This is a genomic window from uncultured Phocaeicola sp. (assembly GCF_948499155.1).
GTDB lineage: Bacteria > Bacteroidota > Bacteroidia > Bacteroidales > Bacteroidaceae > Phocaeicola > Phocaeicola faecalis.
The window spans coordinates 32,889-48,363 of sequence record NZ_CAOOSE010000010.1 but is presented as its reverse complement, the minus strand read 5'-3'; the positions used below and the strand labels follow the sequence as shown (position 1 = coordinate 48,363).

The 15,475-nt window shown below is 50.3% G+C and carries 8 protein-coding genes; all 8 read right to left on the bottom strand.

From position 1 onward, the window contains the following. Positions 1 to 3: 3 nt before the first annotated feature. The 8 genes from QYT14_RS09415 to QYT14_RS09380 all read right to left on the bottom strand — a co-directional run bounded on the left by QYT14_RS09415 (position 4) and on the right by QYT14_RS09380 (position 15,474). Entirely contained in the window at positions 4 to 3,567 is a 3,564-nt protein-coding gene (locus QYT14_RS09415; RefSeq protein WP_288324676.1) for a glycoside hydrolase family 2 TIM barrel-domain containing protein, read from the bottom strand. 7 nt (positions 3,568 to 3,574) lie between these two features. Next, positions 3,575 to 6,247 carry a beta-galactosidase gene (locus QYT14_RS09410; RefSeq protein WP_288324677.1) on the bottom strand — a complete coding sequence of 891 codons (2,673 nt, stop codon included), beginning with the start codon at positions 6,245 to 6,247 and terminating at the stop codon, positions 3,575 to 3,577. Positions 6,248 to 6,261: 14 nt separating this feature from the next. Beyond that, positions 6,262 to 7,590, bottom strand: coding sequence for an alpha-L-fucosidase (locus QYT14_RS09405; RefSeq protein ID WP_288324678.1), 1,329 nt, complete (start codon positions 7,588 to 7,590; stop codon positions 6,262 to 6,264). Positions 7,591 to 7,796: 206 nt separating this feature from the next. Then, positions 7,797 to 8,258: a hypothetical protein gene (locus QYT14_RS09400; RefSeq protein ID WP_288324679.1), complete on the bottom strand. Its 462-nt coding sequence runs from the start codon at positions 8,256 to 8,258 to the stop codon at positions 7,797 to 7,799. 31 nt (positions 8,259 to 8,289) lie between these two features. Then, a complete protein-coding gene (locus tag QYT14_RS09395; protein ID WP_288324680.1) occupies positions 8,290 to 10,263 on the bottom strand; it encodes a RagB/SusD family nutrient uptake outer membrane protein in 1,974 nt (657 codons plus the stop codon). Positions 10,264 to 10,278: 15 nt separating this feature from the next. Further along, on the bottom strand, positions 10,279 to 13,653 hold the full coding sequence (locus QYT14_RS09390) for a TonB-dependent receptor (protein WP_288324681.1): 3,375 nt from the start codon (positions 13,651 to 13,653) through the stop codon (positions 10,279 to 10,281). A gap of 135 nt (positions 13,654 to 13,788) precedes the next feature. Then, positions 13,789 to 14,814, bottom strand: coding sequence for a FecR family protein (locus tag QYT14_RS09385; protein WP_288324682.1), 1,026 nt, complete (start codon positions 14,812 to 14,814; stop codon positions 13,789 to 13,791). A 117-nt stretch (positions 14,815 to 14,931) separates the two neighbouring features. Continuing rightward, positions 14,932 to 15,474, bottom strand: a complete 543-nt coding sequence (locus tag QYT14_RS09380) for an RNA polymerase sigma-70 factor (protein ID WP_288324683.1) — start codon at positions 15,472 to 15,474, stop codon at positions 14,932 to 14,934. Between the last annotated feature and the right edge of the window lies 1 nt (position 15,475).

Genomic DNA, 15,475 nt, shown 5'->3' with positions numbered 1-15,475 from the left:
TGGTCAGTTTTGGGCTGCGTCTTGCGCACTGATGCGGAAGTGGCAGTCATACGTACCGGTTTTCATCTCATATTTCTCCATCGGAGCCGGACCGCAGCTTTGGTTACCCAGACCGCGCTGTACGGCATCAATGCACAAGATAGTTTCCTTCAGACGTTGTGCATCGCGTTCGTGTCCGTGGCGCATATCGTTCCACAACTGGCGGTCGCCGAAATGCAGTGCCGAGAAATTGAAAGGTTTGTCGGCCTGAAGCAGAATGCCTTCTCCACCTTTGTCCGTTAGTTTCACCCAACGCACGTCTTCACGGTTGCCCATGCTCTGCGAACGGACATATTCTTCTTCCATGCCGGTTACGGTGGTGTGGTACACGCCTAAGAAGGCTGAAGCCTTGCGGTCGGCATAGTTTTCCCAAGGACCACGGCCGTAGTAGGACACGTCCTCGATGCGCGGTGACAGGGCTGCCGTCAGTCCCAGACGAGGCAGTTTGTAGGCGTCTTCGTTCAGGGTGAATCGGGCGTTGATGTCCAGCACGCCGTTAGGCATGAGGGTGTAAACCACGGTGTAAGGATATCTGTCGCCTTTCTCGGTCTTTATCGTAGCGGTGCTGTTGACGGTGATGATGTAGTTGCCGTCTGCCTGTTCCACTTGGCAGTCATTCAGGGTAACCGAAGTGTCCATCCACTTGCGTCCATCATTGTTTAGCGAGCGATACCAGTTGAAAGTGAATCCCTGGCGGTTGTGGAGCATTTCGCGCCCACCCAGTACCAGTGATACGATTTCACCCTTGCTTTTGTCGAAAGTCACGGTAAGGTTTTCGGCACGGAAGGTCAGTTCGTTGCCTTGTTCGTCCATGGTTACGGTTTGTCCGGCAAGGACGGGGGCTGTCCGTGTGGCCTGTCCTTCCTTTACCATCAGTTGTTCGCTGGCGAAGAAATGGCCTGCGGGCACCCATGCTTCGGGGGCTTTCTTCTTGAAATACACGCTCAGTGCATATTCGGCATCATCGTTCAGTGCTGCGGTGAAAGGAACCTCCACTTCCACGCTTTGTCCGGCATCTGCGGCGGGCAGGTTCATAATGCCCTGTTCCATGCGGATACCGTTTTTCAGCAGTTCCCAGTCCATGTAGAAAGCGTCGAGCGGCAGGAAGTCATACTTGTTCTTGATGCGGATGCGGTGGGCATTGTCCGTCGCCTTGACTTCGATGTACTGGTAAACCTTCTTCACTTCCATCAGTTTCGGCGTTTCGTGACGATCGGGGGTCACCACACCGTTACAGCAGAAGTCGTTGGAGTTGGGCTTGTCACCGAAGTCGCTGCCATAGTAGTACTCGTTTTGCGGACGTCCGTGCATGACCAGTCCCTGGTCCACCCAGTCCCAGATACAGCCGCCGATAGTACGTGTAGAGTGGTTCTCTATATAGTCCCAGTATTCGGGCAGGTTGCCGATGGCGTTACCCATGGCGTGGGCATACTCGCACAGGAAGTAAGGCTTTTTGCGGTCGAGTTTGTCGAAGGCAATCATGTTCTCTACCGAAGGATACATCTGCGAGTCCATGTCCGCCAGGTTGTTCTTGGCTTCGTAATGGATCATGCGCGTGGGGTCTAGTTCCTTGGCGGCCTGGTACATGGCATCGAAATTCTTGCCGCCGCCGCATTCGTTGCCTAGCGACCAGAAGATGACGGACGGGTGGTTCTTGTCGCGTTCCACCATACGCACCATTCTGTCTACCATGGCAGGTGCCCAGTCCTCTTTTCCGGCAATGGAGTTGTTGCCGTGACATTCCACATCGGCTTCGTCCATCACATAGAGGCCGTAAGCATCGTACAGGGCATACATACGGGCGTCATTCGGATAATGAGAAGTACGGACGGTGTTTACATTGTTTAATTTCATCAATTCGATATCGCGTTTCATGGAAGTTACAGGAATGGCTTTTCCTAGTACCGGATGTGTATCGTGGCGGTTCACACCTTTGAATAAAACCAGCTCATTATTGATATAGACTTTATTATTCTTCTGTTCGATACGACGGAAACCGTACTTGTTGGCCGAAGTTTCGATGACTTGCCCTTTGGCATTTTTCAGAGTGACGATAAAAGTATATAGATTGGGAGTTTCGGCAGTCCATAGAGCGACGTTAGCGGGAATGTTTCCGCTGATACGGACAGTCTGGGGCTTTGAACGGCGTACCGAAGCGACTTTTGTTTCCTGTAGGACTACTTCGCGGTTTTGGGGGTCGAGTACCTGTATCTCTAGCTTCAGGTTGCTGAAGTTCTTGCCGTAAGCTTTTAATTCGGAAGTCACTTCAAAGGAAGCACTCTTCAGGTCATCGCTCAGGTGGTCGGTGATATGGAAATCGCGTACGCGTACTTTTTGGGTGGCATACATATATACATTACGGTGAATGCCACTCAAGCGGAACATATCTTGGTCTTCCAGGTAAGAGCCATCGCTCCAGCGATATACCTCGCAGGCCAAGGTGTTTTTTCCAGGGCGCAGATAACGGGTCACGTTGAATTCCGCATCGTTGTTGGCACCTTGCGAGTAACCCACCTCCTTGCCGTTTATCCAAATATAGATGGCACTGTAACAACCGTCGAAATGCAGGAATACTTCCTTGTCCATCCACTCTTTATGAATATGGAAAGTACGTAGGTAAGAGCCTACGGGGTTTTTTTCCTTTTCGATGGTCCATCCTTCTACAGGGAGAATAAAAGGTGGTTTATTCTTGTGCGGATAGGTCACGTTAGTATAAATAGGTGTACCGTAGCCCAGCATTTCCCAAGAGGAAGGAACGGGTATTTCTTTCCAGTTGCGGGCGTCGAATCCTTCTTTATAGAAGTCGGCAGGACGCTTCTCGGGACAGTCCACCCAGTTGAACTTCCACATGCCGCTCAGCAGCATGAAGTTGTCCGCACGGGGAAACTCCCATGGTTCGTGCAGGGTAGGGTCGGCATTCAGGCTTTCGCTCGACAGGAAAGGATGGAACGTATTGCGTCCGTCTTCCTTATTGATGGCGAATATCTGTTCGTTTTCCCAGTTCTCGTCACCCACGGCGTTCACGCTTTTGGGCAGGGGCTCGTTGGTCTTGCGGATGCTCCACTTTTGTGTGGCGTCCGTCTCGTTCTTGCGTACTAGCTGCACCTTGCCGTCCTTGCGGTAGCTCAGTGCCAGGTCGGTATGCTTGCGCGGCGAGATGAAATAGATGTCCTTGCCGCCGGCGGGAACAAGTGTCCATTGCTGGTGGATGTTGGCGTCCCAGCCGTCCCACTGGATGACGAGCACATCGGCCTTGGCGTCACCCGTATAGTCCATCGCTTTTTCGTAGGCAGGCAGCCCGAAGTGGATGAATCCGTCCTCGGTACGGATAATCCGGAACAGTTGTCCGGCTGTTCCTTTGGCTTCGCGACCTAGAATGATGTTGGCCGAGTTGTCCATGGAGTCGCCGTTGTCCATCACTTCGCCCCGGTCGTTGTAGATTTTGTAGAACGACTTGGCATCGAATGTCTGTCCGTTCGTCATGTAGGCGAACAGACAAAGCAGACAGGTCAGTAGTTTTTTCTTCATATTGTATTTACAGCTTTAACAGTGATACATATTCCTGTTCCATGCGGATGCTGCGCATCACGGGTTGTACACAGTCGGTACGGCGGATCAGGTCTTTTTCGAGATACATATTGATGTCGGCCGATTTTAGTCCGTCAATACGCAGGGTCAGCGTGGGGTGTCCCTCAATCTGTCGGGTGTATCGGTTCAGGCCGATTACCCACTCGTCTCCGTTGATGAACACGTCGTGGATGAGGTCTTGTCCCACGTAGGCATTCGCCACGTCACCTGTCGCATTGATGTAGATGCGGGTAGCCTTTTCGGGGCACATGTCGGTGGGCAGTGCTACCTGGAATACCGCCAGGTGCTCGCGTTCGTCGTAGGCAGAGGGCTTGGCGTTTGCCACTTGGACTTCGATGGGGGTGCGTCCGTCTTCACAACGCCACAGTGCATCGGTACTCCACAGCCAGCGGGTACCGTTGGCCAGCATGACTTCCACTTCGGCGGTCACGTCTTTGGACGTACCTGCTGTCTGGAAACTGATCTCGTTCATTTCGTCGGTGCAGACCTTTGTCACATCGGCATACCGGTACCCCTGATAGTCGGTAGTCGTGATTTCCTTTCCGTTGATGAAAGCTTTCGTTTCCGGAGCGGCCTGCATGCGCAGGTAGGCACGTTCGATGGCCGCCAGGTTGCGGGCGTCGAAAGTACGTTTCACCCATTGTCCTTTGGCCGGACGGATACATTGTGCTTCGTTCATCGGAGCTACGGCTACAGCCTTGGCTTCGCGCCGGATAGCGGGAGATTGGTAGGTCTGTGTCACGAACTTGCCTCCGGTGAATAGTTCGAACGTTTGGGTCGGGTTCTCCGAAGCCAGGAACGCTTCTTGTTTGTCGAAAAACAGGAAGGATTCGCTCAAACCAACGAATTTCTTTCCGTTTACTTCGCCTTTCCAGATGTAATCGGACTCTTTCTCGGTAAGCAGCGTGATGCAGATGCGTGCTCCGTCCTTGCCGGTTACCCGGATCTGGCAGTCCTTGCCGGCCTGCAGCCCATCTACGAACCAGGCGTCTTTCGACTTCTTCACTTGTCCTTTGCCGGTCTGTACTTCTGCAATGTTTTCGGCCTTGAAGCGGAACTCGGCGGGGATGCCGTCATCTTCAAAGAAGAAGTAATGGCGGGTGCCGTTCTCGTCGAGATGGCAGATGGGCTGTGCGGTGGCATAGTTCAGGACGATGCCTTTCAGGTCCATGTTGAACGGCCAGAAGAAGTAGGAACGGTCCTTGATGGTGGTCTTCTTGCGTGGCAGGCAGACTTTCTCGCCGTCCAGTTCCAGGTTGAACTGTACGTTGCGGTATTCCTTGCGGGGATGCTTGTGCAGGATGTTCGAGCAGAACACATAGCCGCTTTTACCGTCGGTGCGGACCGCCCATTGCAGGTTCTTGCGGTCGCGGTTGGCCAGGGGAAGGAAAGCGCGCTTGCTGACCAACTCACTGCCGAAATCGTTCATGAAGTAGTTCAGCTTCTTGCTCTCCTTCATCACCACACCCAGCTGTCCGAACTCGCGGATCGGAGCCTGGTAGTCATTGCTCACGCGGGCAGTGGCGCGAGCGGTGGTGTATTGTTCGCCTATGGGGTCAGTCTGTCCTACATACATATAATATCCCATCAGGTTCACTCCGCATCCTAAGCGCAGGTTGATGTTCTCGCCCGCCATTTCTTCTTCCACTACCGCACGGCGCATGTAGTAGTTGGGGGCGCCCAGACCCATTTCACAGGTGAAGTAGGGGGAGTCGTTCGCGCTTGCGTCCAGCGATTCCACCTTGGCGGAGGTCTTTATGAAGTCGTTGCCGATGTTGTCCGATACGCGGTTGTACGAAAAGAATTCCTGGTCGGTAGTCGGGTTCTCCTTGTCGCCGAAACTGATCCACGGAGTTTCCAGGTAGTAGCCGGCATAGGGGATGATTTCACCTTTGGGATAATCGCTCATCATCCAGTGCGTCATGGAATAGACCGGCAGGTCGAAGCCCGCTTCGACGGCGATTTCCTTCAGTGCGGTGAGGTGGGGCACTACCATGCCTTCGGTCACATATTCGTTTTCCAACTGGATGGCTACGATCGGTCCTCCGTCCTTGTACAGCAGTCCTTTCACTTGGTTGAACAGGCTTTGGTACCAGTACTTCACATATTCCAGGTACAAGGGGTCATTGGTACGGGTCTTCAGGTTTTTGTTGAATTCAATCCAGTCGGGGAAACCGCCGTTTCTGATTTCGGCGTTGCAGTACGGACCGGGGCGCAGATGCACTTTGAGTCCCACTTCCTTGCACAGTTCCACGAACTTGCGCAGGTTGTTTCTTCCGCTCCAGTCCTGTCTGCCTTCAAATTCCTCGTGGAGCACCCACAGGTTGTAGGTCGATACGATATCGACGCCTGACGCCTTCATTTTCATCAGGCTTTCGCGCCAATAGCGTTCGTCCATCCGGTTGTAGTGGAATTCTCCCATGACGGGGAATTTAGGTTTTCCGGCCTCTTCCCAATATAAGTTGTTGATACGGATTTCCTGTCCTTTTGCTCCGGGGTGTCCCATCTTGATGTAGTTCAGTTGGGGAGTGGCAACCTTGTCCAGCTCCATTTTGTATTGGGCATACGCAGGAGAGGAACATAAGAGGGCTAGTCCGAAGACACTGATTATGTTTTTCATGCTTTTTTCTTTCTTTATTTGATTTGAAGCTTGATGACCTGTATGGAAGAGTCCGTGAACAGGTTTTCGGGTACGTTAATGTACACAGATTCTCCATGATTCTTGTAGTTGATGGGGCATCCGCTTTCCAACACCAAACAGTCTCCGATACCGTTGACGGGCAGTGCGACTTGTGGCATGGGTTTGGTTATGGATATATATAGCCAGTGTTTTCCGTCGGTTGTTTTTTGTGATAAATAAACCCCATTGGGTGCATCCAGACGGATGGGCTTTGCACCATACACGGCTTCCCCGTTGGCATACATCCAGGCACCCATTTCGCGTAGGCGGCGTACGGTGGGGACAGGGAATGTGCCATCGCCTTTCGGACCTACGTTGAGCAGATAGTTACCGCCACGCGAGGTGCTATATACCAAGTAGCCCAACATCTTATCGGCCGATTTCCAGTTAAAGTCTTGTGCATGATAGCCCCAAGAATGTTGCATGGTGGCGGGAGCCTGCCACGGACGGTCCATGATTTCGCTGGGATAAGCGTTGTCGTCCATTTCCAGAAAGTCGATGTTTTCACCGGGATTGCTGTAGCAGATGCGTCCGTTGATGAGGCACTTGTCGCTGTGCTTGCGGATGAGTGCGATGAGTTCGTCTCGCCGTTCGGGTGTGATGTGGCAGTCCTCTCCCCATGTGTCGAACCACAAGAGGTCGGGGTCGTATTTGGTCAGCAGTTCTTTTACCTGAGGCAGGGCTTTCTTCTTCCAGTATTGCTGGAACTCCTTGTCTGGGCGCACCATCACCCAGTTGGGCATGGCTCCTTGGGGGTGTTCCCAGTCCAGCCAGTGTGAGTAGTAGAACCCGTACTTCATGCCGTGTTTCTTGCAGGCGTCCACCAGCGGTTGTAGCAGGTCTTTCTTGTAAGGTGTGCTCATGATGTCGAAGTCCGAAGCCTTCGAGTCCCACAAGGCGAATCCGTCGTGGTGCTTCGATGTGATGACGATGTAACGGATACCGGCGTTCTTGGCTTCCAGCACCCATTCTTCGGCATTGTAGCCGGTCGGGTTGAAACGGTCCTTTATCTTGCGGTACTCTTCTGCTGGGATTTCCATGCGTGTCTGAATCCATTCGGCATACCAGCTGTTTCCGTTTTTCAGGGATTTGTCGGGCATGGTGCGTCCATTATAGCTTCCTTCCAGTACGGAGTACAGTCCCCAGTGGATGAACATACCGAACTTGGCGTTTCTGAACCACTCGGACTTAGCAGGGCCGAGTGATAGTTTCGGGTCTTTTTGCGCATAGGTGAATTGAATTCCTAAGCAGGCACAAAGTAATAGTAAGAGTGTTTTTCTCATAATATTCATTTTAATAAGTAAAAAAAGGGGTATTTAAAAGTATCTGTCGTTGGGTTGATGGGAAATATAAACAAAAGGGCGGAAGGTTGTTTACAAGACTTCCGCCCTCCCAATCACATGCTATTATAAAAAACAAACTTTTTAATACCTATTGGTAAGATGTCGCCGATGGATGCACCGGCGGCATCTTGATGAAAACTTGATGATTATTCAGTAATGTATGACTGGACGGTAACCGACCAAACCTTACTGCTTCCGTCTGCTGCGGTCACTTTGTATTTGTTGGTCTTTCCGACTGTCCAATCCGCTTCTACTCCTAACTTGGCTGATCCTTCAATCGGTTCGATGGTAGCGGCCGTCGAGATGTTGAACATCATCACCACTTTCTGCGGGCTGAACGATGCGATGTTTGCCTTGGCGGGAGTGGCTTTGCCAATCACGATATTACCGGCTTCGGTATCGATTTGTACATTCGCGCGTGAGATGTCTCCTTTTGAGAAGATGACATTCCCGTCGTGGGTCGTTTCGATGTCAAAGTAGTAATACATACCGCGAATACTGGTGATGTTCGCTTCTTGATATACCTGGATTTCTTCCAAGTTGCTTTTCAGGCAGGAAGTAAATAGAAGGGGCAGCATCACAAGAATAGCTAAATATATTTTCTTCATGATTTTCTTTTTTTAAGCGTTAAACAAAGCATTACCAACCCGGAGTTTGTGTCGTTGTGATGCCATAAGCTGCACGGTCGTCGATGAATCCTTGCGGAATGGGCATCATGTAGCGGTGTTCGGGAGTAAACTTACGGCTGTACTGGTCGCTATAGGTGATATAGCCTACTGCCATTCTCTTGCGGTCACCGGAGATATAAATCTTGGTTGCGGGAGTCTCAAGTTCTTTCACAACATCAGCGTCGGCATAACCGTCGGCGAATGTGGCATTGGTACTGTTGGCGATACCCCAACGCAACATGCTGAAGTAGAGGTTGGAACCTTCGAACACAAATTCGCAGACACGTTCGCGCTTGTAGTCCTTCCAGGCGTCTTCGAGTGTGGAAGCGGTTGAGGCTTTCAGCTGTCCGTGAGTGGTACGGGTGGCGTTTAGCATTTCCACGGCTTTCTGCACGTTCTTTTCATATAGGTACACTTCGGCCAGGTTCAGGTAGGCTTCGGCAGCACGGCAGAGCACCCAATGGTAGTTGGTCTTGTTGTTCCAGTACACACGCGGTGACACTTCGTAAACCGACTTGCGCCAGTAGTAGCTGGAAGTGGTCGTGAACTGTGAGGAAACGCCGTACTTACGGGCACCGCACCACAGGTTACCGCCGAACTGGGTCGTCACACGTTCGCCCATCCAGTCGCTGTTGTCATAGACCACGGTTCCGTAGAAGCGGGCGTCGCGGTTTTCGTACATCAGTTCGGAGATGTTCTTTTCAGAACCTTCCTTCAATTGGGCAAAACGGATGATACCGCTTGATTTCCGGCCGTTACCCCAGTTGACGGTAGCGGTAGCCGATTCGGCTTCGGTAGGCATGTAGCGGCTGTTTTCACCTTCGTAGGAGTCAACGGCACCCTGTGTACAGGTAGCGGGGTCGAGTTCCTCTACGTTGTTCTTGTACTGTGAAGTCTCGTACCAAGGCAAGGCTTCGCCGGTAGTGGCATCGTTCACCAGGTACATGTCCACCAGATCCTGTGTGGGGAATATGTTGCCCCATGCCTCGAAGATGCGGACACCGCCGGGGTTCTGGAACTTATCCACTACACCTGTACCGATGTTGTCGTCATTGCTGTCGTTGGGCACGGTACGGATCAGTTCGGTGATGCCGTCGCACTGCGTATCGTTGGCCAGACGGTAGTAACCTAAGATGATTTCGGGCGTGTTGTAGGCACCTGGTTCCAGGAACATGTTTTTGTATGCGTCCTGTGAAGCAACCAACGGATATTTGCCGCTGTTGATGACGGCGTTACAAGATTCCTTGGCTTTTTCCAGATAACTGGCGTCCTTGGTGTAGGCATATGCCTGCAAGGCTGCGCGCGAGCGCAGAATGTGGGCTGCATACACGTTCAGGCGGCCGGTTGCCGAAGACTCGGGTAGCCCGGAGACAGCTTGGTCGAAGTCGTCCATCACATACTTGTAGGTCTCGGTAGGATTGGCAGTCAGGTCCAGGGTATTGAAGGTCTCGATATCCTCGGGATACGAGTACACCCGGGTGGCCGGAATGATGCGGCCGAAGTGCTGGGCCTGTGCAAAGAATACCATGGCACGCAGACAGTATCCTTCGGCTACCATCGCTTTCTTTTCCGCTTCCGAGATGCCGGTAGAGGCGGCTGCTTTTTCGATGATCATGTTGCAACGGCGCAGGGTTCCGAATCGGTTGATGCCGAAGTCGCTTGTCACGTTGTAGGTTTCGCGGTTGAAACCGTCGGAACTTCCGAAGTCATCATGTGCGCTATAGGGGGTACGGTACGAATAGTCTGCACTGTTCTTGTATTCACCCGATCCTAACACATCACCATACGTGCCGACAATGAAAGCTTCGGCAGTAGCTTTAGAATTCCATACCATTTCCTCTTCGTAAGAAGTAAACGGTTTGGTGTCCATGATATCGGTACACGAAGTAGTCATGAACAATCCTGCAATACTTAAACAGGTATAGATTAATTTATTTGTTTTCATGTGTTTCATACTATTTTAGAATCCAACATTCAGACCGAAAGCGATCACGCGTTCATTGGGGTAACCGTAGTTTTCCTGATTAGCGTTTTCGGGGTCCATACCATAATCAAAGGCATCAGAGATGGTAAAGATGTTCTGCCCACTGATGGTTGCCTGCAACTTGGTGAGCCATTTGCACTTCTTCAACACGCTGTACTTGAAGTCGTAGGAGATGGAGAAGTCCTTCAGGCGGAAGTAGCTTCCGTCTACCATCCAGAAGTCACTGGTGAGGTAGTTGTTGTTACCGTTGTCATTGCCGGCATTGTGGGTCAGACGCGGATAGCGGGCATCGGTGTTGGTCGGTGTCCAGGTATCGGTCATGAACTCATAAAGCGGCATCCAGTTGGTGTTGGCGGTACCATACCGCAATACAGAACCCAGCATCATGTCGAAGCTGCCTGCGCCCTGGAACAGGATGCTTGCGCTCCAGCCCTTGTAGGAGGCTCCCAATGTGATACCGTAATTGCTGTGGGGGAATCCACCCCGGCCGATGCGCTGTGAGTCCGAACCGTCGATGACACCGTCGCCGTTCACGTCTTCGTATTTCAGGTCACCCGGCTTCAGGTTCTTCGAGTTGGTCGGCAATGCGCTTTGGTGGATTTCTTCGTCCGAAGTGAAGAAGCCTAAGCAGTGGTAGCCGGTGGTCAGGTAATCGGTGTTCTGTACACGACGGGTACGGGGGTTCATCTGCGAAGTGATGCTTTCGCTCGGGTCGTTGTTCCACAACTGGTTGAAGTAGGTGTAGTTCAACGCGATGTCATACTTGAAGTCGCCGATGTTGTTGCGCCAGCCCAGCTGGAACTCGTAACCGGCACGGCGGAACTCCGCATTGGTCGATACTTTCGGCAGGGAAGTACCCAGCGGTGCATAGTATCCTGCATTCTTGGCTTCCGGAGCATAGATAAAGCCCTTGGTCTTGTACATGAAGTAGTCGAACGAACCGTACAAGCGGTTGTTCAGTGACGAAAAGTCGAAACCGACATTGGCCTGTGAGGACGTAAACCAAGTGATGGCGGTAGAGGCAGGAGCACCTTCGTTGAAGGTACCGTAATATTTCCCGTCGATGACGGCTCCCTTGCCGTTGTATCCGTAGGATGACAGGTAAGAGTAGCGGGAGACATGGTAGGGGTTGCCGCCGTCACCCCAGTTGTCGGCACCTACCTCACCATACGAGGCGCGGAGCTTCAGCATGTCGAGGATATGCTTTTCCTTCAGCGGATCCATGAACTTTTCCTGGTCGACCGACCATCCGAGCGAACCGGCCCAGAAAGTACCCCATCGTTTGTGCGGCGGGAACTGGTCGGAACCGTCGTGACGGAGCGAGAACTCGGCGAAATACTTGTTGTCGTAGTTGTATTTGGCCTGGCCTACCCAACCGGCACGCCCGTATTCGCCTTCACCGGCACCGATGGTCGTGGTGGCTTCGGGACCCGAACCGAACTGGTCGATGTCGAACACATAGTTCGTACGGCCCATGCTTTCGTTCTCGTTCAGACCGTAGGTGGCTTCATAACCGGCCAGTGCCGACACGTTGTGCTTGCCGAAAGTGCGGTTGTAGCTGGCAAACCATTGCCAAGTATAGTAATAGTTGGACTCTGTGTAGCGGTTCAACATTGGTTCACCGCCACCCTGCGGAACATCCGAATCCCAGGCGAACTGGGGAGCGTCCTTGCGCCAGTTCTTGTCGCGACGGATGTAGTAGTTATAGTTCACTGCACCGCGCAGGTTCAGCCCTTTTACCCAAGGCACATCCCATTCCAGTTGCAACTTGGCATTCAGCATCTTGCGGTTTTCGCGCTTGTAACCTGATTGATCTGAAGTTTCCACTACGGGGTTGTCCGGACCGATATATGGCAAGCCTAGGCTGTTCAGCCCCGGCAACATGGGCGAGTTGTTCTGGATATGGGAGAACACACCGTAGTAACTGTCGGCCGTAGAAGTGTACGGGTGTATCTTTTCTTCGGCGTATCCGTCCAGCGAAGCCGTTTCGCGCAGGCCGATGCTCTTGATGTAGGCCGACTGGCTGAGGCGGACGTTGTAGCGCTGCATGTTGTGTGAATTCACCTTGTACAGGGATTCCTGGTTGATGTAACCCAACGATGCCAGGTAGTTGTTGGTTTCCGTACCGCCGGTCATGGTAAGGTTGTGCTTTTGGGTAGGTGCCCAATCACGCAACGTCAGCTTGCGCCAATCGGTATTGGCATAGTTCAAGGGGTCTGAACCGTCGTAAAACTTGTCGATCTGTTCCTGGGTGTAGTAGTCGTCCAGACCGTCGTTGCGGTAGGCCTCGTTGGTCAGTTCGGCAATCTGTCCCGAGTTCATGCGGTCACGGTAGACACTGGGCTGGGCCAATGACAGGTTGTATGAGTAGTCGATGCTCATCTTGCCTTCCTTACCCTTCTTGGTCACTACCTGCAGGATACCGTTGGCGGCACGTGAACCGTACACGGCGGTCGAGGAGGCGTCCTTCAGAATGGATACCGATTCGATATCGGCGGGCGACAGGGTCTTGAAGTCGGAATAGTTACGGATGATACCGTCGATCACCACCAACGGAGTGTCACCGCCACGGATGGTAATGGTCGAAGACTTGTCGATACCACCACCGTTACCTTGGATCACCAGACCCGGTGCACGGCCGGCCAACGACTCGGTCACATTGACTACCGGTGACTTTTCCATGCCTTCGGTTTCCACCTTCGATACGGAAGCGATCAGCGAACGCTTGGTGCTGGTACCATAACCTACTACCACCACTTCGTCCAGCTTCTGGGTGTCTTCTTCCAGGTTGACGGTCAGCATGTCCTGGTTGCCGACTTTGATGTTTTTGGTAGTATAACCGATGTAGGATATTTCCAGTATGTCATCGATTTTTGCATCGAGCGTAAAGTTACCATTAAAATCGGTAATGGTACCTGTCGTCGTTCCTTTCACACGGACGGTACCTCCGATGACGGGTTCGCCGTTATTGTCGAGTATCTTACCGATGACTTTCTTGGGTTCGCCTGCGTTTTTTGATTTCTTTTCTGCGGGGCTGATGATGATGTGCTGTCCTTCAAAGCGGAATCTCAATCCGGTTCCCTGTAAAGCCTTGTTCAGCACTTCCTGGATATTTCCGCCCGCTACGTTCACTTTCTTTTTAGTGACGTCGTTTTTTTTGTAATCGACAGACAGATTCGTCTGCTTCTCAATTTGTTGGAAAACTTCCTGTAGCGTGATGGATTTCTGTGGCAACCGGATTACCTGCTGCTGTGCAAAAGCTTCGCTGCTCCACCAAAGCAAAGAAGAAAAGGCTAATAATTTAGCACTTTTTAATGGCACATAAAGAGCCTTCTTGCAATTTAAATTCATAACTTTGTGTATTAGATCTATATGTTTTATGATTCTTTTATATCTTATTTTCTCATAGCAAGAAAAAAACTAAACTTATGGGTCTATTTCAAATGTCGGGAAGTTGTTGTGGAAGGCACTTTCCGACATCCTTTTTTATTTTGGAATACCTCCTTTCTCTTTCTTCTGAAACAAGAAGATGCCATTTCCTTTCATCTCGTAATCAATGTTTCCGATTAGGATAGATAATACGTTCATCACTTCTTCTATGCTTTCATAGTGTTTAAATTCTAATGTGTAATATTCTTCGGTGTTAATGTCTTTTCCATAGTAGAAATGTACGTTATACCGGCGTTCCAGCGTTTTCAATATATAGGAAAGGAGTTGTTCGTCAAAACGTATTTTTCCTTGAGTCCACGAACTTTCTTTCTTGGCATCGGCGTGAATCAACTCAAACGTGTTGTTTTTGTTGCTGTAGATTAATTTTTCATCCGGTTTCATGATAATCCCTTCCGCTTCCTTCTCGTTGCGAAATACTTTCACGCTTCCTTGATTCAGAATTGTGGTGATGTATTCGTCTTCGGGATAAGATTCCACATTGAATTGTGTTCCCAATACTTTGATTTTCAGTGGTCCCGTACCGATGATGAACGGCATGTCCTCGTTGCGCCGCACGTTGAAAAAAGCTTCACCGGACAAGTGTACGCGCCGCTGCTCTCCATGGAATTCCTTGGGATAAATCAATAGGGAATTCGAATTGATTTTTACCTCGGTACCGTCGGGCAGTTGAATGGTCTTCTGTTCGCCTGCGGGTACATAACATTCTATCATATCCGAACTTTCTGCCACTTTGTTTTCCATGATTCCCCAAACTATCAGTCCGGTTATTAAAGGTAATAAAAGGATAGCAGCATATTTAGTTGCAACTTGAATCCATTGGATATGTCTTGTTCGTGACTTGTTTATATTGAGTTTTTCCTTTACATTTTGTAAGGCTCTTTTTGCTGACTCATCTGAAACTTCTATGCCATTCGTTTCATTCCATAGTCGAAACATGGCTTCCTCTTTTTCTGAAGTATTTTGTGGTCCGGTTAACCAGCGTAATACAATATCACGTTGGGAAGCCGGTAATGTTCTATCGGCTAGTTTACGGATAATTTGATATATCAGTTGTTTTTTCATTTCTTCCAGTCTTTTAATAATAAGACCCGGTTAGGAATAAATACACGTAACGTGCTTTGTGTATTTTACATTTTTTATGATTTAAAAAAGAAAAGAGAAAGTTCTGAGGCAATAAATTTAGAAGAGCATTAATGCGGAAGTGACTTTCCGTAATGTGGCTAGTGCTATGGATATGTGAGTTTCTACGGTACGTTTGCTGATATTCAGTCGTTGACTGATTTCTTCATTACTTATTCCTTGTTTACGACTCATGCAGAAGATTTGCTTTCTTTGTGGGGGCATATTATCAATAGCACGATTGATCAATGATTCAAGTTCGTGGCTATAAACAATTTCTTCTACTTGTTCGAGAGAGGGAGTGTCCTGCACACTGTCTATTCCAACTGTGTGGGTGTTTGTCTTTTTATCTAAAAAGGTATATAAAACGTGCTTGGCTGTTTGGTAAATATATGCATTGATATTTTGTACTTGGGATAATTGGGTCCTAGCAGTCCATAATTTAATAAAAGTATCTTGTGCTAAGTCCTCAGCTTCTTCCTCGTTATCCAACAGACTATAAATAAAAGTTTTTACTTTAGGATAATAAAGTAAGAACACACAGTCAAAAGCCTGTGTGTTTCCTTTACTTAAAGCTATTAGATCTATGGTTGGTTCTTTCATA